The organism is Cedecea sp. Ae19-4 (assembly GCF_059801165.1).
Map to the genome: position 1 here is coordinate 301342 of NZ_JBCHWG010000003.1, position 21115 is coordinate 322456.

Below are 21115 nucleotides of genomic sequence, written 5' to 3' on the forward strand. Positions count from 1 at the left end.
GTGATCAATATCACAACTCATTAACAAGAGGGTTCTATCGCTAAATTATTCGCCGTGAAAACCAATATCGTGATATTTCTCACACTAAAAAAACACGCTGCATGTTAATAATCTCCGCAATTACTAGAGCCCATGAGAAAAGTAATCAGCCCTTAAAAGGGGATTGGTTACTTTTCTCTTTTTTTTGTCTTTAACAATCCTGATTACTGAGAGCACACCATGCGTGATTCAAATTTTCGTCGCTGGCTAACGCTGGCAATAATAAGTATCAGTGGTGGTGTAAGTTTTGACCTTGCTTATTTAAGGTATATTTACCAAATCCCCATGGCAAAATTCATGGGGTTTAGCAATACCGAAATAGGCTTAATTATGAGTACTTTCGGAATAACCGCAATTATCCTTTATGCGCCGAGTGGAATTATTGCTGATAAATTCTCTCACCGCGTAATGATGACGCTGGCGATGATTGCCACCGGCCTGTTGGGGATTGTGATGGCGTTCTATCCGCCGCTGTGGGTAATGATCGTCATTCAGGTCGCCTTCGCCGTGACCACCATCCTGATGCTGTGGTCGGTCTCCATTAAGGCGGCTTCCCTGCTGGGGGATCATAGCGAGCAGGGAAAAATTATGGGCTGGATGGAAGGCCTGCGCGGCGTCGGCGTGATGGCGCTGGCGGTATTCACCATGTGGGTGTTTTCGCGCTTTGCGCCGGAAGATGCCAACAGCCTTAAAGCCGTTATTCTTATCTACAGCGGCGTTTATATTGCGCTTGGCGTGCTGTGTTGGTTCTTTGTCAGCGACGGCTTTACCGGCCGCACAGAAGGTGCTCAGGCAGCCAAAAAACCGGCCTTCCAGCTCAAAGATATTCTGTCCGTTTTACGGATAAGTACCACCTGGTACTGCAGTATGGTGATCTTCGGGGTTTACACCATTTATGCCATCCTGAGCTATTCCACCAACTATCTGACCGAGATGTACGGCATGTCGCTGGTGGCCGCCAGCTACATGGGCATCGTGATCAATAAAATCTTCCGCGCCTTTTGCGGCCCGCTGGGCGGCATTATTACGACCTACAGCAGAATTAAATCGCCCACTCGCGTGGTGCAGTTGCTCTCTATTGTTGGCGCAGTCGCACTGGTAGCGCTGCTGGCGACCAACGCCAATCCTCAGTCCGTTGCGATGGGCATTGGGCTTATTTTACTGCTGGGGTTCACCTGTTACGCCTCACGCGGGTTGTACTGGGCCTGCCCCGGCGAAGCGAGAACGCCGCCCTATATTATGGGAACCACCGTGGGTATCTGTTCGGTCATCGGCTTCTTGCCGGACGTATTCGTATACCCGCTTGTCGGCCACTGGCAGGACACCCTGCCCGCAGAAGAAGCCTACCGCAACATGTGGCTGATGGGATTAGCCGCACTGTGCATGGTCATCGTGTTTGCCTTTTTGCTGATTCGCAAAATTCGCGCCGCCGACATCGCACAGGAAAAATTGGCATCGCTGGCCGCAACGGGCGAGTGATGAGGGAAAATTGAAGGAGAAAGGCAATGTCGAAGCAATACATCATTGGGATTGATGGTGGAAGCCAGAGTACAAAAGTCGTGATGTACGATCTGGCAGGTAATATCGTCTGCGAAGGCAAGGGGCTGCTGCAGCCGATGTACACGCCGGACGCGGATACCGCCGAACACCCTGACGACGATCTGTGGGACTCGCTGTGCCGCGCCGGGCAGGATTTAATGAGCCACTTCACAGGAGACATAAGTGCGATAGTTGGGATTGGCCTCGGCTCCATACGCTGCTGTCGCGCCTTATTAAAGGCCGACGGCACCCCAGCTGCGCCGCTGATCAGCTGGCAGGATGCCCGCGTCACCCGCCCCTACGAGCACACAAATCCTGATGTGGCCTGGGTGACTTCATTCTCGGGTTACCTGTCCCATCGCTTAACCGGCGAGTTCAAAGACAATATCGCCAACTATTTTGGCCAGTGGCCGGTGGACTACAAAACGTGGTCATGGAGCGACGACGGCGAAGTGCTGAAGAAATTTAATATTCCACGCACCATGCTGTTTGATGTTCAGATGCCGGGCACGGTCATTGGCCATCTCACAGAAAACGCAGCGAAGGCTACGGGCTTCCCGGCCGGATTACCGGTCGTTTGTACCACCAGCGATAAGCCGGTTGAAGCGCTTGGGGCCGGGCTGCTGGATGATGAAACGGCGGTGATTTCTCTCGGCACCTATATCGCGCTGATGATGAACGGCAAAGCGCTGCCAAAAGCCCCCGTGGCCTACTGGCCCATTATGTCGTCTGTGCCTGAAACGCTGTTGTATGAGGGCTACGGCATCCGCAAAGGAATGTGGACGGTAAGCTGGCTGCGCGACATGCTGGGCGAGTCATTGATTCAGGATGCCAAAGCGCAGAATCTTTCCCCGGAAGGGTTATTGAACAAGAAAGCCGCGCTGGTGCCGCCGGGCTGTAACGGCTTAATGACCGTGCTGGACTGGCTGACCAATCCCTGGGAACCGTTTAAGCGTGGGATCATGATAGGTTTTGATTCCAGCATGGACTACGCGTGGATTTACCGCTCGATCCTCGAAAGCATCGCCCTGACGCTGAAAAACAACTACGACAATATGTGCCATGAGATGGACCACTTTGCCAAACATGTGATTATCACTGGCGGCGGCTCCAACAGCGACCTGTTTATGCAGATCTTTGCCGACGTGTTTAACCTGCCGGTCAGGCGTAACGCGATCAACGGCTGCGCAAGTCTGGGTGCGGCAATCAACACCGCCGTCGGGCTGGGGCTGTATACCAGCTATGAAACCGCCGTCGAAAAAATGGTGCGGGTCAAAGACGTGTTTATGCCCGTTGAAAGCAACGCTAAACGCTATGAGGCGCTAAACAAAGGCATTTTCAGGGAGTTAACGCAGCACACTGACGTTATTCTGAAAAAATCGTATCAGGTGATGCACGGCGAGTTAGATAACACGGACTCGATTCAAAGCTGGTCCAACGCTTAACTAGCGGTTTACGCCGGGTGTGATGGCTACACCCGGCTTTGCTCATCAGGCAATATTCAAATACTTGTGCGTCTGCATCGACAGGCGCCAGTTGCGCGCGATGCAGGTTTCGATGCACAGACGCGTCGCGTCCTCTTTTTGGCTGATTGGCTGCAACGCGATGATGCGGCTTTTCTCATCCGTCAACGTAGCCAGCAGTTCGTCCAGCGCTTCGACGTCACGCATACGCCCAACCGGGTGCTTAATTTCATCCGCGCGTTCCAGCGCCTGGGAGAGAATGTCGTACCCGCCGCGCATGTTCACCTTCGGGGAAACCGTCACCCAGGTATTTGCCGTGCAGCGCACTTCATGCGTGCCGCTGGTTTCTATCTGGCAGCTAAACCCGTTTTTCTCGAGCAAATCTGTCAGCGGCGTGAGGTCGTGAATGCACGGCTCACCGCCGGTAATCACCACATGCCTCGCGGTATAGCCCTGGCGGCCAATCACGGTAAGTAGATCTTCGGCGCTTGCCGCGCCCCATTTATCGCTTTCTTTAGTTTTGGCCAGGATACTGAACAGCGACACTTCACGATCCGCGAGCTTATCCCAGGTATGTTTGGTATCGCACCAGGCGCAACCTACCGGGCAACCCTGCAGGCGAATAAAAATGGCGGGCACGCCGGTAAAATAGCCTTCCCCTTGCAGGGTCTGGAACATCTCGTTAATCGGGTACTGCATAATCATCTCAGTCATAGTCACAAAAAGTAATTATCGCAGAACTGGCGATGGAGATCATGCGAAAGCGGCTGCACCACGGCGATACCTGATGCCCATGTCGCGCAAACATTCTCTATTCTCAAGGTTACTGTGTGCCAGTTCTCAACTTTCTTATGGTGATTAAACGTTCGTTCCTCATGTTGATCGTCGTCATAACAGCACGTATTGCTAACTTCTAGCATCCCTCTGGCTTTCCCTCTGAAATTACATAAGGAAATGATAAATGGATGATTCTTCTGTTCCCGGACAACAAAGAGTTGGGCCCGCCGCCTGGTTTAGCCTGCTGTTTGCGATGGTCTTTTTTTCTGGCCTGTTAGGCGGAAAAAACTGGTACGGGGTGTTTGACTTCACCACGCTAAACGGCGCCTTTGGCAAAGTGGTCAGCGGCGTTAACCCGGCCGGAGAATCGCTGGATGTTGCCAAAAGCGCCTTCCGCGGCAACGGCGGGTATGGCGCAATGGACGGTTTTCTCTTCGCTTTTGGCCTGATTCCCGCCGTGATGTTTGCGCTGGGCATGATTAACGTGCTGGAACACTACGGCGCGCTGCGGGCCGCAAGAAAACTGCTGACCCCTCTCCTTCGTCCCCTGATGGGCGTGCCCGGTGCCACGGGCCTTGCGCTAATCGGCAGCCTGCAGAGTACCGACGTTGGCGCGTCACTCACCCGCGTGCTTGCCGATGAAGGCCAGATTACCGAAAAAGAAAAAACCGTGTTCACTATGTTCCAGTTTTCCGCTGGCGCCATGATCACCAACTTTTTCTCTTCCGGGGCCGTGCTCTTCACGCTGATCGCCGTTGACGGCAGCCAGGCCGTGCCAAGCTCTATCGGCATGTGCGTCGCCGTGATGTTCATGATGAAAATCGTAGGGGCAAACATGATGCGCCTGATCCTGAACGTCACAGAACGGAAAACAAAAACGGAGGCGCAACATGGCTGATGCAGCAAAACCGATGATCACCGATGTCTTTGTTGCCGGCGCGCGCAAAGGCTGGACCATCGCCACAACCAGTACGCTACCTAATGTGTTGATGGCATTCATTATTATCTATGCGCTTGAGCTGACGGGCGCGCTGCAGGGCATGGCGTGGCTGTTTGGCCCGGTAATGAAACTCTTTGGACTGCCCGGTGAAGCCGCTGCAGTGCTCATCGGCGGCTGGATGTCGATGGGCGGCGGCGTAGGCGTCGCTATCAGCCTGTTTGAAAGAGGCATTCTCAGCGGCGAACACCTGGCGATTCTCGCACCGGCCATCTATTTGATGGGCTCTCAGGTGCAGTACGCCGGGCGTATCCTCGGCGTGGTCGGTATTCCGGCGAAACGCATTCCTCTGATGATAGCCCTTTCCGTACTCAACGCATTTTGCGCCATGCTGATCATGCGCGTGCTTATTCTGGAGTAACCCATGGATCTGAAACAGTATCTTCAAGAGTTAAAAAGCGTCGTGAATATCGACTGCGGCACCGCCACCGTTGCGGGCGTGGAAGAAGTCAGCCGTATCTTTCAGCAATGGTATCTGTCAGAAAACTGGCACTGCGACAGCGTCGACCTGGGGAACAAAGTAGGGCCGGGTTTGTTCGCCACGAATAAGCCTGACGCCGCACAGTACGACGTTTTGCTGGTGGGGCATATGGATACCGTCTTCCCGCCGGGAACCGTCTCAGAGCGCCCTTTCAGCATTGAAGGCGACCGCGCCTATGGGCCAGGCGTGTCAGACATGAAAAGCGGGTTGTTATCTATTCTTTGGGCTCTACGTGGCCTGGACAAAGCCGATCTTGATCGGTTAGCTATCGCCGTGGCCATGAACCCGGACGAAGAAACGGGTTCAGCCCATTCACACGAATGGATAGGCGGCATAGCAAAACGCAGCCGCTGCGTGCTGGTATGCGAGGCGGCAAGAGCCGACGGCTCTCTGGTGAAAGCCAGAAAAGGCATGGCCCGTTACCGCCTGACTTTTAAAGGCGTAGCCGCCCATGCGGGCAACGATCCGGAAAAAGGCCGTTCTGCGGTGAAAGCGCTCGCCCACGCGGTGCTGGCAATCAGCGATCTGGCCGATACGACGAAGGGTACCACGTTGAACACCGGCGTGATTTCCGGCGGCGTTGGGGCGAATATCGTGGCGGATCGCGCGGAGATGATTGTCGATCTCCGCTTCAATGATAACGACGAATATCTGCGGGTTAACGAGGCCGTTCAGTCGTTCCGCCACCACCAGTTCGAGCCTGATGTGTTAACCATCGTCGAACAGCAGGCACAAACGCCCGCGATGTCACCTTCCGCTGAAACGGAAAAGCTGATGAAGCTGGTGGAAAAAGCCGGTCAGGCTGTCGACGTGGAAGTTCGCTGGCAGGCGGTGGGAGGCGGCTCAGACGCCAACCACACGGCGGCCCTGGGCGTACCTTCCCTGGACGGGTTTGGCCCTGTCGGCGCGGGTTTCCATTCCCCTTCCGAATATCTGGAGCTCAACAGTATCGAACCACGGGTTCGACTGCTGCGCGAAGTGATCCGCTCGCTATAAAAAAAGGCCGGGGAATTCCCGGCCTTCTCTCTTATTGGTAACCCTCTGTCGCCGGACGCCCATACGGCAAAAAAAAGCATTCTGCAGTGAGAGCCTAGATCAGCAGCGGCAGGGTGGCGCTGGCGGTCTGCTGACTGGCCAACGCGTAATGGCTACCGTGGGTGACCAGTTCATTAACCAGGGCTTCGACCAGCAGCATCGCCCCCACTTTTGCGTTCAGCGAACCGGCGCTCAGAGGCCCTTCAGGCTTGGCAGCAACGAGCAAAAGGTCGGCCAAATCTGCCAGCGGGCTACGCAGCGTGTTGCTCAGAAGAATGACCCTGGCGTGGCGCTTTTTGGCAATTTTCACCGCATTAAGCAGGTCTTTCGTGGAACCAGAACTGGAAATAACAATCGCTAAATCCTGCTCCCCCAACATTGCCGCGTTCATCGCGGCCCGGTGCATATCGCTAAAGAGCTGGGCAGACTTACCCAAACGTAGAAGCTTGTAATGCAGGTAATCACCCATAATAGCGCTGGCGGCAACGCCGTAAATCTGTACGGATGATGCTTCATGTAATGCCAACCCCGCCTGCCTGAGCGCCTCGCGATTTATCAATTTCCCGGTATCAATGAGGGCCTGAACGGACTCTTGCACCAGCTCATCAATGCTGTCCCCCTGCGAGACGGCCTGAGGTTGCTCCTGCTGGACATCAAGCGCAACCGCCATTTTAAATTCGGTATAGCCCTTACAGCCCAGATGACGGCAAAGGCGCGTCACGCTCGCCTCACTGGTATCGCTCTCTTTTGCCAGCTCCGTGATGGTCAGGTACAGCACTTTTTGCGGCTGGGTCAGAATGAAATCCCCCAGTTTTTGCAGCGTCGGGCTATAGCCCGGTAGCCCCTGTCGCAGGTGCAGCAAAATATTCTCATTGTCCGTCATCAACACTCGTCCCGCCTTACTGAATCAACTCTGCATAGTGTGGCGGAAAGCGGTCTAACAGCGCCAGCATATTCGATTAATTGTGATGACGATCGGTATTATGGTAAAAATTTTCAGATCACAAAAAACATTATGATAAAAATTTTCATCACAGTAATCTTTCGTGAGGAAAATTTATGTCAGTGTTAAGCGGGACCTCCTCGGGGGGCTGGTTTGAAAAAGCGCAGCGGTTCGGTAAATCGTTCATGCTGCCCATTGCGGTGTTGCCCGCGGCGGGTTTGCTATTGGGGATAGGCGGCGCACTGTCTAACCCTAATACGGTCAAGGCCTACCCGTTTCTTGATGTTGCCTGGCTACAGGGCATTTTTACCATCATGGCCAGCGCAGGATCGATCGTGTTTGCTAACCTTGCGGTGCTTTTCGCCGTGGGGATAGCCGTGGGACTGGCAAAAGGAGACAAAGGCACTGCCGGGCTGGCCGCGCTGCTGGCCTATCTGGTGATGAATGCCACTATTAATGCACTGCTAACCCTGACAGGCGCCCTTGCCTCATCGAATCCTGGCGCTGTCGGGCAGGGAATGGCTCTCGGCATTCAGACGCTTGAGACCGGCGTGTTCGGTGGCGTGGTTATCGGGCTAATTACCTCATGGCTGCACAATCGCTATAACAAAATTGCACTGCCTCAGTTCCTCGGCTTCTTCGGTGGCTCGCGATTTATCCCCATTATCAGTTCGCTGGCGGCAATTCTGGCGGGGGCGGGGATGACAATTGTCTGGCCGCATTTCCAAAAGCTTATCTTTGGTATGGGTGGCCTGGTAGACGCTACGGGCTATTTGGGTACTTTCATCTACGGGTTTGTGCTGCGGATGCTTGGCCCATTCGGCCTACACCATATTTTTTACCTGCCGTTCTGGACCACAGCGCTGGGCGGGAGTGAAATGATTAATGGTCATCTGGTGGAAGGCACGCAGCGTATCTTCTTTGCTCAGTTGGCCGACCCGAATACCCAGCAGTTTTACATCGGTACCGCGCGTTTTATGTCTGGCCGATTTATTACCATGATGTTTGGCCTGCTGGGCGCCTGCCTGGCGATGTATCACACCGCTAAACCAGAAAACCGCAAGCGGGTCGCGGGGTTACTGCTCTCCGCGGCGCTAACATCCTTCCTCACCGGCATCACCGAGCCGATTGAGTTTTCATTCCTGTTTATTGCGCCTGTGTTGTATGTCATCCATGCGGTGTTTGACGGCCTGGCCTTCATGATGGCGCATATTCTACACATCACGATCGGCCAAACGTTCTCAGGCGGCTTTATCGATTTCATCCTGTTCGGCGTGCTTCAGGGCGAGGCGAAAACGCACTGGCTGTATGTGCCCCTGGTCGGTATTCCCTGGTTCTTCCTGTACTACTTCACCTTCCGCTTTGTTATCACTCGCTTCAATTTCAAAACGCCGGGCCGGGAAGATGTTTCGACGGAAACCCAGGAGATCAACGCCAGCGAGCGGTCACAGCAGATTATTACCGCCTTGGGGGGCAAAGAGAACATTGCCGAACTGGATTGCTGCGCGACCCGACTTCGAGTGACCCTGAACAACGGAGATAGGGTCGATGAAACCCTGCTGAAACAGACGGGAGCACGCGCCGTTATTGTTCGCGGCAACGGCGTCCAGGTGATTTACGGGCCCCACGTCACCATAATCAAAAATGAAGTAGAGGAGCTACTCGCATTATGAAACCCTCCATGTTGTCGCAGATTCAGGGGAAGCTTATCGTCTCCTGTCAGGCGTTGGAAAATGAACCGCTTCACAGCCCGTTTATTATGTCTCGTATGGCGCTAGCCGCCCTTCAGGGTGGCGCGGCGGCTATTCGTGCTAACAGTCTCGTCGACGTACAAACGATTATGGAAACCGTAGATTTACCGGTAATTGCCATCATCAAACGAGATTACCCAGGCAGTGATGTTTACATCACGCCAACGTTGAAAGAAGTTGATGAGCTTATGGCCGCGAAGCCGGCGATGATTGCTCTCGACGCCACTGCCCATCAGCGGCCGGGCGAGTTGACATTGCCAGCGCTGGTGGCAGCAATTCGCCAGCGTTACCCGGACTTACTCCTGATGGCGGACATTGCCACAGTAGAAGAAGCCCGACAGGCGGCGAAGCTCGGTTTTGACTGCGTGGGGACAACGCTGCACGGATATACGCCGGAAAGCGAAGGTCAAATTCTCGCAGCCGATAACTGCCGTTTCTTACGTGAGGTCGTGAGCGCCGTTGACGTGCCAGTTATCGCTGAAGGAAATGTAGACACGCCGGAAATGGCGGCGTATTGCCTGACGCTGGGGGCGTATGCGGTCGTGGTGGGGGGCGCAATTACTCGCCCGCAGCAAATCACCCGTCGTTTTGTCAACGCCATTTCAGGCGCGGAATAGTCAATCAGAGTCGGTTCAGCTCTGGGGTTGAACCGGCTGATTAACGCGTTAGCCAGGTCCATTCAGAATATTCACAAGACGAAAAAAAACCCGCCGAAGCGGGTTTTTCAAAGTCTAAAGCAGCAGTAAGAACTTACTGACCTTTAACTTCTTTCAGACCATTGAACGGTGCTGGGGTGCCCTGTGCAGCCAGTGCTTCTTCGATACGAATCAGCTGGTTGTACTTAGCAACACGGTCAGAACGGCTCATAGAACCGGTTTTGATCTGGCCAGCAGCGGTGCCCACAGCCAGGTCAGCGATGGTCGCATCTTCGGTTTCGCCAGAACGGTGAGAGATAACCGCAGTGTAGCCAGCGTCTTTCGCCATTTTGATCGCAGCCAGAGTTTCGGTCAGGGAACCGATCTGGTTGAATTTGATCAGGATGGAGTTAACGATGCCTTTTTCGATACCTTCTTTCAGGATCTTGGTGTTGGTTACGAACAGATCGTCACCAACCAGCTGGATTTTGTCGCCCAGCACTTTGGTCTGGTATGCGAAACCAGCCCAGTCAGATTCGTCCAGACCGTCTTCGATAGAAACGATTGGGTAATCTTTGGTCAGGTTTTCCAGGAAGTGAGTGAACTCTTCAGAGGTGAACGCTTTGTTGCCTTCGCCAGCCAGAACGTATTTGCCGTCTTTGTAGAACTCAGACGCTGCACAGTCCATTGCCAGGGTAACATCTTTGCCCAGCTCGTAGCCTGCTGCTTTAACCGCTTCAGCGATAACAGCCAGCGCTTCTGCGTTGGAACCCAGGTTAGGCGCGTAGCCACCTTCGTCACCCACAGCAGTGTTCATGCCTTTGGACTTCAGCACTTTTGCCAGGTTGTGGAACACTTCAGAACCGATACGTACCGCTTCTTTCAGAGTTTTCGCGCCAACAGGCTGAATCATGAATTCCTGGATATCAACGTTGTTGTCAGCGTGCTCGCCGCCGTTGATGATGTTCATCATTGGCAGAGGCATAGAGAATTTGCCTGGGGTGCCGTTCAGTTCAGCGATGTGAGCGTAAAGCGGCAGGCCTTTAGAGGCAGCAGCAGCTTTAGCAGCAGCCAGGGAAACAGCCAGAATGGCGTTTGCGCCAAACTTGGATTTGTTCTCGGTGCCATCCAGATCGATCATGATCTTATCGATGTTAGCCTGGTCTTTAGCATCTTTGCCAAGCACAGCTTCAGCGATCGGGCCGTTAACCGCAGCAACAGCTTTCAGTACGCCTTTACCCATGAAACGAGATTTGTCGCCATCGCGCAGTTCCAGAGCTTCACGGGAACCGGTAGAAGCACCTGATGGTGCAGCTGCCAGACCAACGAAACCGCCTTCCAGGTGAACTTCGGCTTCAACAGTCGGGTTACCGCGGGAGTCGATGATTTCACGACCGATCACTTTCACAATTTTGGACATAGTAGGTTTTCCTCAAGTCACAACGTTAAACTAAAACTCCAGACAAACAACGCGCGAAAATGTCGCGCGTTGCCGTTCTAACTCTGCTTACTTCGCCTGGCGTTTCTGGTACTCACCGGCGGCTTTCACGAAGCCTGCAAACAGTGGGTGCCCGTCACGCGGAGTCGAAGTGAATTCCGGGTGGAACTGGCAGGCAACAAACCATGGATGATTTGGCACCTCGATGATTTCCACCAGTTGGTCATCACCGGAACGACCTGCAACACGTAAACCAGCTGCTTCAATCGGTTTCAGCAGCATGTTGTTGACTTCGTAGCGATGGCGATGGCGTTCAACAATAGTTGGCTCACCGTACATCTGGCGAACCAGGCTACCGTCGGTCAGCTGGCACTGCTGGCCGCCGAGGCGCATGGTGCCGCCCAGATCGCTCTTCTCGCTGCGCACTTCAACATTGCCTTCTTCATCGCGCCACTCGGTGATCAACGCCACCACAGGGTACTTACAGTCTGGCACAAATTCAGTGGAGTTGGCGTTATCCATGCCCGCCACGTTACGGGCGAACTCGATAAGCGCAACCTGCATACCCAGGCAAATGCCGAGGTACGGGATGTTGTTTTCACGGGCATAGCGCGCGGTGGCAATCTTGCCTTCAACGCCGCGGTAGCCGAAGCCGCCAGGGATCAGAATCGCATCCAGACCTTTCAGCAGCTCAACGCCGCGGGTTTCAACATCCTGTGAATCAATCAGCTTGATGTTCACGGTCAGACGGTTTTTCAGCCCGCCGTGTTTCAGCGCTTCAATCACCGACTTATAGGCATCCGGCAGTTCAATGTACTTGCCGACCATACCGATAGTGATTTCGCCCGTTGGGTTGGCTTCTTCATAGATAACCTGTTCCCATTCTGCCAGATTGGCTTCCGGCGCGTTCAAGCTGAATCGTTTACAAATATAATCGTCCAGCCCCTGGGATTTCAACAGGCCTGGAATTTTATAGATAGAATCGACGTCTTTCAGAGAGATTACCGCTTTCTCTGGAACGTTACAGAACAATGCAATCTTCGCACGTTCGTTGGCCGGTACAACGCGGTCAGAACGGCAGATCAGCACGTCTGGCTGGATACCAATGGAAAGCAGTTCTTTTACGGAGTGCTGAGTCGGCTTGGTTTTCACTTCACCGGCTGCGGCCATGTAAGGCACCAGCGTCAGATGCATGTAGAGCGTGTGCTCACGGCCCACTTCTACCGCCATCTGGCGAATCGCTTCAAGGAACGGCAGGGATTCGATGTCACCGACGGTGCCGCCGATTTCAACCAGCACCACGTCGTGGCCTTCGCCGCCTTCCAGAATACGTTCTTTAATGGCGTTGGTGATGTGCGGGATAACCTGCACGGTCGCGCCAAGATAGTCACCACGGCGTTCTTTACGCAGAACGTCAGAGTAGATACGGCCAGTGGTGAAGTTGTTGCGGCGGCTCATCTTGTTACGGATGAAACGCTCGTAGTGACCCAGATCCAGATCGGTTTCAGCGCCGTCTTCGGTAACGAACACTTCCCCATGTTGAATAGGGCTCATGGTACCCGGATCGACGTTGATGTACGGATCGAGTTTCATGATGGATACGTTGAGGCCACGGGCTTCAAGAATAGCTGCGAGGGAGGCTGCGGCAATGCCTTTACCCAGAGAGGAAACGACCCCGCCGGTCACAAAAATATAGTTCGTTGTCATGCTGAACCTGAGAAGTTAGGTTTAAAGACGATGGAATAACCAGGACGGGAAAGTAGTATACCCGAACAGCATGGGCGCCACAAACATTCATTCTGTTCCCCGGAAATCAATCCGGCCCCACAGTCAGGCTAAGAAAATAGCCCTTCCGTGAGAAATGTTTTTGACGCAAATCAATCGCTTGTTAAATAAAAAGCGCTAAAAAGTGCAGCTGATAGCAAAAACGCTTTAGATTTCAGTTTCCTGGCGTTTCACTTCTTGCCAGGCTTTTTCCATAATTTCCAGCCCGGCCTGCTCCATGGTCAACCCCTGAGCGGCGACAATCGCCTCCACTTTTCGGAAACGGGCCTCGAATTTTCGGTTAGCTTTTTGTAACGCCACCTCAGCCTTGGTGCCCAAATGGCGAGCCAGATTGACGGTGGCGAACAATAAATCACCCACTTCTTCTTCCAGCTTTGCCTCGTCCACCACGGCCTGCTGGGCTTCAAACATGACTTCGTCGATCTCTTCGTGCACTTTATCCAGCACCGGGCCAAGCGTCTTCCAGTCAAAGCCGACGTTTGAGCAGCGTTTCTGGATTTTTTGCGCTCGCATCAACGCGGGCAGCGCCTCTGGGATGTCGTCCAGCGCCGAGTGTTGTGCCTTCTGCGCGCGCTCTTCAATTTTGATTTGCTCCCACTTCGCCAGCACTTCACCGCTGGTCGCGGCGTCGCCGTCAGCAAAGATATGCGGGTGGCGGCGTTCAAGCTTGTCGCCAATCTCCTGGCAGATATCTTCAAAATTAAAGCGCCCTTCTTCCTGCCCCATCTGGGCGTAAAACACCACCTGGAACAGCAGGTCACCCAGCTCGCCGCGCAGGTCGTCAAAATCTTCACGATAAATGGCGTCGAGCACTTCATAGGTTTCTTCGAGCGTGTAAGGGGCGATGGTGGCAAAGGTTTGCTCGCGATCCCACGGGCAGCCGTTTTCAGGGTCACGCAGACGCTGCATGATCCCGAGCAGGCGGTCGATTTGAGTCATTGTAATTCCTTGTTTTTTTTACCCTCACTAGCCTCCTCTCCCTAAAAGGGAAAGGGGGCTGGATCGAGTAGAATTGTTCTTAGGGGCGAGGGGCAATCAATTAGCCGTGCAGCCTGCGGGCATCGATAATGTCCGGCACCTGGTTGAGTTTGCCCAGCACGCGGCCAAGCACCTGCAGGTTATAGATCTCGATAGTCATATCGATGGTGGCAAGCTGCTGTTTCGTGTCACTGCGGCTGGCCACGCCAAGCACGTTGACCTTTTCGTTCGCCAGAATCGTGGTGATGTCGCGAAGCAGGCCGCTGCGGTCGTTCGCCGTGACGCGCACCACCAGCGAATAACCGCTGGAGTAGCTTTCCCCCCAAACGGCATCGACGATACGTTCCGGCGCGTGGGATTGCAGCTCGGCCAACTGGTCACAGTCGGCACGGTGAATCGAGATCCCGCGCCCCTGGGTAATAAAGCCGACGATTTCATCCCCCGGAATCGGCTGGCAGCAGCGGGCGATATGGTGCATCAGATTCCCTACGCCCTCAACGACCACACGACCATTGTCTTTACTGCGCGACTGCGGCGGCGAATAGCTTTTTTGCGTCAGCTGACGTAGCGCGGCGGCATCCTGCTCCTCGGCGCTTGGCTTATTAAACTGCGCCTGCAGGTAGTTGCTCATCTGGTTGAGGCGGATGTCGCCCCCGCCGATAGCCGCCAGCAGTTCTTCAATTTCGTTGAAGTTGTAGCGCGGCAGCAGCGTTTTCTCTGCTTCCTTCAGGCTGATGCCCAGATGCTCAATCTCATCGTCCAGAATCTGGCGTCCGGCAAGAATGTTCTTGTCCCGGTCCTGCTTGCGGAACCAGTTGTGGATCTTCGCGCGCCCGCGGCTGGTAGTAATGTACCCGAGGTTAGGGTTCAGCCAGTCGCGGCTAGGGTTCGGCTGCTTCTGGGTGATGACCTCGATCTGGTCACCCATTTGCAGCTGATAGGTAAACGGCACGATGCGCCCGCCAATTTTCGCCCCGATGCAGCGGTGCCCGACATCACTGTGAATATGGTAGGCAAAGTCCAGCGGCGTCGAGCCAGCAGGCAGGTCAACCACGTCCCCTTTCGGCGTAAACACATACACGCGGTCGTCAAAGACCTGGCTGCGGACTTCGTCAAGCATTTCGCCCGAGTCGGACATCTCTTCCTGCCAGGCGATAAGCTTACGCAGCCACGCAATGCGGTCTTCATGGCCGGAACTGCCGCTGCGCGCATTGCCTTCTTTGTACTTCCAGTGCGCGGCCACGCCCAGCTCAGACTCTTCATGCATCTGCTTGGTGCGGATCTGAATCTCTATGGTTTTGCCGTTCGGACCAAGCACCACGGTATGAATAGACTGGTAGCCGTTCGGTTTAGGGTTTGCGACATAGTCGTCAAACTCATCCGGCAAATGGCGGAAGTGAGTATGCACTATCCCCAGCGCCGCGTAGCAATCCTGCAGGCGCTCGGCGACGATACGCACCGCACGCACGTCAAACAGCTCGTCAAACGCGAGGTGCTTTTTCTGCATTTTGCGCCAGATGCTGTAGATGTGTTTTGGTCGGCCATAAACTTCAGCCTTTACGCCCTCTTCTTTCATCGAAGAACGTAATGTGCCGACAAAGTCGTCGATGTACTGCTCGCGATCGATCCGGCGCTCGTGCAGCAGCTTCGCGATACGCTTATATTCTTCCGGGTGCAGGTAGCGGAAACAGTAATCTTCCAGCTCCCATTTGAGCTGGCCAATACCGAGGCGGTTCGCCAGCGGGGCGTAAATGTTGGTACATTCTTTGGCCGCCAGTACGCGCTCATCTTCCGGCGCATCTTTCACTTCACGCAGATGGGCGATACGTTCCGCAAGCTTGATGACCACGCAGCGGAAATCATCCACCATCGCCAGCAGCATGCGGCGAACGTTATCCACCTGGTCGGAAGAAACAGAGTCGTTATGGGTCGCTTTCAGGTGGCGGATCGCGTCCATGTCGCGCACGCCGTGAATCAACGTCACCACCTGCTTGCCGACGCTTTCCAGCATCACTTCTTCGCTGACTACGCCAGCATCCGCCAGCGGGAACAGCAGCGCGGCACGCAGCGTATCGTTGTCCATGCTCAGCATCGAGAGGATTTCGACCATTTCCACGCCGCGCCACAGCAATAATTCAGCATCAGGATGACCTTTGGTCTGGCGTTCACAATACGCCCAGGTTTCGGCTAAGCGTTCACACGATTGCTGGTTGGAAATCCCGAGGCTTGCAATCCATTTTTCGGGCGCAAATTCGCCAGCTTTGTTGAGATGTGCACTTCTTACCGCAACCATTATCCTCTCCTGTCGGGCTAACGCTCAGGCCAATAAACCTGATTAACCCTTTCAATTACGCTCAAAGAGCGCCATAGACTCCAGATGCCCGGTGTGGGGGAACATATCGAGCATGGCCAGTCGTTTAATGTGGTACCCGGCGGCCAGCAACGTTTCGCTGTCGCGCGCAAGCGTGGTGGGGTTGCAGGAAACGTACACCACGCGGCTCGGCGCCAGTTTGATGACGTGCTGCATAACACCCGCCGCACCGGCACGCGCCGGGTCGAGCAATATTTTAGTAAATCCTTGTTGCGCCCAGGGCTGACGCGTCACGTCATCTTCCAGGTTTTCATGGAAGAATGTCACGTTTTTCAGAGCATTACGCTGAGCATTATATTCACCTTTCGCCACCAGCGCAGCAACGCCCTCGACCCCCACGACCGCGGCGGCTCGTTTTGCCAACGGCAGGGTGAAATTCCCCATTCCGCAGAACAAATCTAGCACCCGATCCTCAGGCTGCACCTCCAACCACTCGATCGCCCGCGCCACCATTTGCTGATTCACCGCGTCGTTAACCTGGATGAAATCTCGTGGACTAAAGGTTAAGCGTAGCCCGTCTGAATGATACCAGGGCTCTTCCTCGGCCAGGGATTCCAGACTGTCGCTGTCCGGGGCGAGGAATAACACCACCTCATGGGAATGCGAAAACTGTTCCAGTTTTTCCCGATCGTCTTTGCTGAGCGGGGCCAAATGGCGCAGCACCATCAGCGGCCCACCGTCGGCCAGAACCAGTTCCACGTGCCCTAACCGGTTCACGATACTTAATTCAGACAAGCACTGGCGTAAAGGATTCAGTAATGCTTCAAGCCGGGGCGCCAGGACGGGGCAATGATGAATATCCAGCAGCGCTTTATCGCTCGCCTTACGAAAACCCATCTGTAAGGTTTGCGTGCGGGGCAGATAATTCAACCCCAGCCGCGCGCGACGCCGGTATCCCCATGCCCCGGCAGAAATAATTTCATCCACCTGACGAGGCTGTTCGCGCTCGCCCATCATCCGCCCAAGCGCCTTAGATTTTGCCTCCTGCTGCAGCGCCACGCTCGCGTGCTGCTGCTGGCAGCCGCCGCAAATCCCAAAATGCGGGCAACGCGGCTTCACCCTTTCCGGGCTGTCGTTTAAACGGCGCTTTACCTCAGCCTGAGCGTAGCTACGCTTATCTTCGGTAATGCGAACCTCAACCTGTTCGCCGGGCAGTGCTCCACGAATAAAGAGCGCTTTGCCTTTGTGGCGCGCGACGCCCTGACCAAATGGATCGAGGTCGGTGACGGTCACGGTAAGTAATTCACGATTCGTATCGCGTCGCTTTGCAGAGTAGAATTGCGCCATGATGTAAGTAGATGTGTTCTCAAATGTCACTGTTGCTTTTATTGTCCCATATCGGAACCCCATGACCAACTACAGCCTGCGCGCACGTATGATGATCCTGATTCTGGCCCCGACGCTGTTGGTCGGTTTGCTGCTCAGCATCTTTTTCGTTGTCCATCGTTACAATGACTTACAGCGTCAGCTGGAAGATGCCGGCGCCAGTATTATTGAGCCCCTGGCGGTCTCCAGCGAATACGGCATGAACTTCCACAGCCGGGAGTCGATTCGCCAGTTAGTCAGCGTGCTGCACCGCCGCCATTCGGATATCGTGCGGGGCATTTCAATTTACGACGACAGTAACAAGCTGTTCGTCACCTCTAATTTTCAGCATAACGCCGCTCGCCTGAAGCTGCCCGACGGGGAAAAGCCCCCGAAAGATCTCACCGTCACCCGCGCGGGCGACATTATGATCCTGCGAATGCCGATTATTTCCGAAAGATACTCACCGGATGAGTCCGCTGAAACCAACGTCAAACAAAGCAACAGCACCCTCGGCTACGTCGCCATGGAGCTGGATCTCAAATCCGTTCGCCTGCAGCAATACCGCGAAATCTTTATCTCCACTTTGATGATGCTGTTCTGTATTGGCATTGCGATGCTGTTTGCCTATCGCCTGATGCGCGACGTGACCGGGCCCATCCGCAATATGGTAAATACCGTGGACCGCATTCGCCGCGGGCAGCTCGACAGCCGCGTGGAAGGGTTTATGCTGGGCGAGCTGGATATGCTGAAAAACGGCATTAACTCGATGGCAATGTCGCTGACGGCGTATCACGAAGAGATGCAGCACAACGTCGACCAGGCCACATCCGATCTGCGTGAAACCCTTGAGCAGATGGAAATTCAGAACGTGGAGCTCGATCTCGCCAAAAAGCGGGCTCAGGAAGCCGCCCGTATAAAATCTGAGTTTCTGGCAAATATGTCTCACGAGCTGCGAACGCCGCTCAACGGCGTTATTGGCTTCACTCGTCTGGCCTTAAAAACCGACCTGACCCCGACCCAGCGCGATCACCTCTACACGATTGAACGCTCGGCCAATAACTTGCTCACCATCATCAATGACGTGCTGGACTTCTCCAAGCTCGAAGCGGGCAAGCTTCTGCTGGAATCCATTCCCTTCCCGCTGCGCAACACGCTGGATGAGGTGGTAACTCTGCTGGCACATTCCGCCCACGACAAAGGCCTTGAGCTGACGCTAAACATCAAAAATGACGTGCCGGATAATGTGATTGGCGACCCTCTGCGCCTGCAGCAGGTGGTCACCAATCTGGTGGGTAACGCGATTAAATTCACCGAAACCGGCAACATCGACCTGCTGGTGGAAAAAAGGGCGGAAGGTAACAACAAAGTTCAGATTGAAATGCAGATCCACGACACCGGCATCGGCATTCCTGAACAGGAACAATCGCGTCTCTTCCAGGCCTTCCGCCAGGCGGATGCCAGTATTTCCCGCCGCCACGGTGGCACCGGGCTGGGGCTGGTGATCACCCAGAAGCTGGTGAATGAAATGGGCGGTGATATCTCCTTCCACAGTAAACCGAATCGGGGCTCAACGTTCTGGTTCCACATCAGCCTGGATCTGAACCCGAACGCCGTAAACGACAGGCAAGTGCTGGACAAACTGGCAGGTAAACGCCTCGGCTACGTCGAGCCAAACGCGACCGCCGCGCAGAGCACCCTGAATTTGCTGCAAAATACGCCGCTGGACGTCGTGCACAGCCCGTCCCTCACCGGACTGCCCGATGAGCATTACGATATTCTGCTGTGTGGCATTCCCGTCACCTTTACAGAAACGCTCACGCTGGCAAACCCTAAGCTCGCCAAAGCGGTCACCATGGCAGATTGCCTGATTCTGGCCTTGCCCTGCCATACCCAGGTCGGGGCGGAAGAGCTTAAGCGCCAAGGCGTGGCGGGCTGCCTGTTAAAACCGATCACCTCTACGCGCCTGTTCCCGATGCTGCTTGAAAGCTGCCCGAAAGCTAATCTGGCTCTGCCGTTCGTTGAACATAGCGATAAGCTGCCGATGGCCGTCATGGCGGTGGACGATAACCCGGCCAACCTGAAGCTGATCGGCGCGTTACTCGAAGACAGAGTTCAGCAAGTTGTGCTGTGTGAAAGCGGCACGCAGGCGCTGGAGCGCGCCCGACAAATGAACATCGATATTATCCTGATGGACATTCAGATGCCGGAAATGGACGGCATCCGCGCCTGCGAGCTGATTCGCCAGTTGCCGCATCACCAGCAAACCCCGGTGATTGCTGTTACTGCCCACGCGCTGGCGGGGCAAAAAGAGAAACTCATGAGCGCCGGCATGAACGACTATCTCGCCAAGCCGATTGAAGAAGAAAAGCTGCATCGCCTGCTGATGCGCTACCATCCGGGCAATATCGGCCAGCTTCCCGTTCAGCAGGAAGACCCCGTCCCGCCGGCAATTAATATCAATAAGACGCTGGACTGGAACCTGGCGCTGCGGCAGGCCGCCAACAAAGCCGATCTCGCCCGGGAGATGCTTGACATGCTGCTGGCGTTTTTACCGGAAGTGAGAAATGTTCTCGAAGAACAGCTGGTGGGAGACAAGCCCGAAGGATTAATTGATATCGTGCATAAACTGCACGGAAGCTGCAGCTACAGCGGTGTCCCTCGGATGAAAAAACTCTGCCAGACGCTCGAGCACGAGCTGCGTCACGGCATAGCACCAGAGGAGATGGAGCCTGAAATTCTGGAGCTACTGGACGAAATGGATAATGTCGCGCGGGAAGCGAAGAAGTATCAGATTTGAGTTTAAACCAGGTACGAAGAGGGATCCCGCACGCCCTCTTCGCTTTTACAAAAATGTTAGCCTTTAGTCATGCCGCGCCACATCACGTCAAAGCCGGCAGATTTGTATTCATCCCTGCGTGAAGGATCGCGTCCGGCAAATTCCATCGTGGTTTCGGCCAGGCCAAAGAAAATAGCGTCGGCAAATGCCGACTCAATGCCGGTCAGCGCCTCGTTGGTGATACATTCCTTCGACAGGTCACGCAGATCCGGGTAAGCAAGGTAAACCATTTCCAACGTTTCGGACGTGATCTTGCCGGAAACCGCCAGCTGGCGCATCGCTTTACGCGCATTCATATTTACCAGCCCCCAGTCGATGTAATTCCCCCACACCGTCCTGGTGCGCTCTTTGCTTGAGGCATGTCGATCGTAGGTCTTCATCAGCTCGTTGCCAAGATCTTGCTTATGATGAAGATAAACGGCGTTCAGCAACTCGTCTTTAGTCGGGAAATAACGGAACAATGTCCCTTCGGCAACGCCCGCCTTTCTGGCAATTAAAGAGGTCGCCGCCCCTAATCCCAGTTCCGCTATCGCATCGGTTGCCGCATCGAGTAATGCTAATCGTTTATCTTCACTTTTTGGACGAGCCACGGTTCCTCACAAGCCAGTTATCTGAGTGGATAGGATTTCAACCATCGGGATCGCCGCGATCGCTGAATGTCATGTTCTTTATCATACCGTAAATTTTGTTGACGGTTGACCTTGCCAGCCTATAATGAGTGTTTACTCACTCAATAGCA

The 21115-nt window shown here is 54.5% G+C and carries 16 protein-coding genes; 8 read left to right on the forward strand and 8 right to left on the reverse strand.

The genetic code is table 11. The features are described from left to right. Window positions 1-219 precede the first annotated feature (219 nt). Together AAIE02_RS19390 and AAIE02_RS19395 are read left to right on the forward strand one after the other, a co-directional pair. Complete coding sequence (locus AAIE02_RS19390) at window positions 220-1518, forward strand: MFS transporter (protein WP_166995592.1); 1299 nt, start codon at window positions 220-222, stop codon at window positions 1516-1518. 26 nt (window positions 1519-1544) lie between these two features. Then, the gene (locus AAIE02_RS19395; RefSeq protein ID WP_336709405.1) at window positions 1545-3023 is read left to right on the forward strand and encodes an FGGY-family carbohydrate kinase; all 1479 of its coding nucleotides are present in this window, start codon (window positions 1545-1547) and stop codon (window positions 3021-3023) included. A 45-nt stretch (window positions 3024-3068) separates the two neighbouring features. On the opposite strand, the gene queE is transcribed toward AAIE02_RS19395, so the two are convergent. Continuing rightward, a complete protein-coding gene (gene queE, locus AAIE02_RS19400; RefSeq protein WP_008458374.1) occupies window positions 3069-3740 on the reverse strand; it encodes a 7-carboxy-7-deazaguanine synthase QueE in 672 nt (223 codons plus the stop codon). Window positions 3741-4002: 262 nt separating this feature from the next. Here queE and AAIE02_RS19405 point away from each other — a divergent pair, with 262 nt between their 5' ends. The 3 genes from AAIE02_RS19405 to AAIE02_RS19415 are packed head-to-tail and all read left to right on the forward strand — an operon-like array spanning window position 4003 to window position 6292. Further along, window positions 4003-4716, forward strand: a complete 714-nt coding sequence (locus AAIE02_RS19405) for a nucleoside recognition domain-containing protein (RefSeq protein WP_008458376.1) — start codon at window positions 4003-4005, stop codon at window positions 4714-4716. Continuing rightward, on the forward strand, window positions 4709-5176 hold the full coding sequence (locus AAIE02_RS19410) for a YjiG family protein (protein ID WP_008458378.1): 468 nt from the start codon (window positions 4709-4711) through the stop codon (window positions 5174-5176). Before AAIE02_RS19405 ends, AAIE02_RS19410 begins: the two co-directional genes overlap by 8 nt. Before the next feature lie 3 nt (window positions 5177-5179). Next, window positions 5180-6292, forward strand: a complete 1113-nt coding sequence (locus AAIE02_RS19415; protein ID WP_498533072.1) for a M20 family metallopeptidase — start codon at window positions 5180-5182, stop codon at window positions 6290-6292. A gap of 94 nt (window positions 6293-6386) precedes the next feature. Here the strand turns inward: AAIE02_RS19415 and AAIE02_RS19420 are convergent, their stop codons facing one another. Then, window positions 6387-7214, reverse strand: a complete 828-nt coding sequence (locus AAIE02_RS19420) for a MurR/RpiR family transcriptional regulator (RefSeq protein ID WP_498533073.1) — start codon at window positions 7212-7214, stop codon at window positions 6387-6389. 176 nt (window positions 7215-7390) lie between these two features. On the opposite strand from AAIE02_RS19420, the gene AAIE02_RS19425 reads away from it, so the two are divergent. Both AAIE02_RS19425 and AAIE02_RS19430 read left to right on the forward strand, forming a co-directional pair. Beyond that, window positions 7391-8947, forward strand: coding sequence for a PTS transporter subunit EIIC (locus AAIE02_RS19425; protein WP_166995581.1), 1557 nt, complete (start codon window positions 7391-7393; stop codon window positions 8945-8947). Further along, window positions 8944-9642, forward strand: coding sequence for an N-acetylmannosamine-6-phosphate 2-epimerase (locus tag AAIE02_RS19430; protein WP_166995579.1), 699 nt, complete (start codon window positions 8944-8946; stop codon window positions 9640-9642). Before AAIE02_RS19425 ends, AAIE02_RS19430 begins: the two co-directional genes overlap by 4 nt. A gap of 133 nt (window positions 9643-9775) precedes the next feature. Here the strand turns inward: AAIE02_RS19430 and eno are convergent, their stop codons facing one another. The 5 genes from eno to rlmD all read right to left on the reverse strand — a co-directional run bounded on the left by eno (window position 9776) and on the right by rlmD (window position 17519). Next, window positions 9776-11080 (reverse strand): phosphopyruvate hydratase, encoded by a 1305-nt coding sequence (gene eno, locus AAIE02_RS19435; protein WP_008458382.1) that lies wholly within the window; start codon window positions 11078-11080, stop codon window positions 9776-9778. A gap of 87 nt (window positions 11081-11167) precedes the next feature. Continuing rightward, a complete protein-coding gene (gene pyrG, locus AAIE02_RS19440; protein ID WP_008458383.1) occupies window positions 11168-12805 on the reverse strand; it encodes a glutamine hydrolyzing CTP synthase in 1638 nt (545 codons plus the stop codon). Window positions 12806-13030: 225 nt separating this feature from the next. Continuing rightward, the gene (mazG, locus tag AAIE02_RS19445; RefSeq protein WP_498533074.1) at window positions 13031-13822 is read right to left on the reverse strand and encodes a nucleoside triphosphate pyrophosphohydrolase; all 792 of its coding nucleotides are present in this window, start codon (window positions 13820-13822) and stop codon (window positions 13031-13033) included. 100 nt (window positions 13823-13922) lie between these two features. Continuing rightward, a complete protein-coding gene (relA, locus tag AAIE02_RS19450; RefSeq protein WP_008458386.1) occupies window positions 13923-16154 on the reverse strand; it encodes a GTP diphosphokinase in 2232 nt (743 codons plus the stop codon). 51 nt (window positions 16155-16205) lie between these two features. Next, complete coding sequence (gene rlmD / locus AAIE02_RS19455) at window positions 16206-17519, reverse strand: 23S rRNA (uracil(1939)-C(5))-methyltransferase RlmD (protein ID WP_498533203.1); 1314 nt, start codon at window positions 17517-17519, stop codon at window positions 16206-16208. A gap of 61 nt (window positions 17520-17580) precedes the next feature. On the opposite strand from rlmD, the gene barA reads away from it, so the two are divergent. Next, the gene (barA, locus tag AAIE02_RS19460) at window positions 17581-20337 is read left to right on the forward strand and encodes a two-component sensor histidine kinase BarA (RefSeq protein WP_498533075.1); all 2757 of its coding nucleotides are present in this window, start codon (window positions 17581-17583) and stop codon (window positions 20335-20337) included. A gap of 56 nt (window positions 20338-20393) precedes the next feature. Here barA and AAIE02_RS19465 read toward each other — a convergent pair whose 3' ends face one another. Further along, window positions 20394-20966, reverse strand: coding sequence for a TetR/AcrR family transcriptional regulator (locus AAIE02_RS19465; RefSeq protein ID WP_008458392.1), 573 nt, complete (start codon window positions 20964-20966; stop codon window positions 20394-20396). Window positions 20967-21115: the final 149 nt, after the last annotated feature.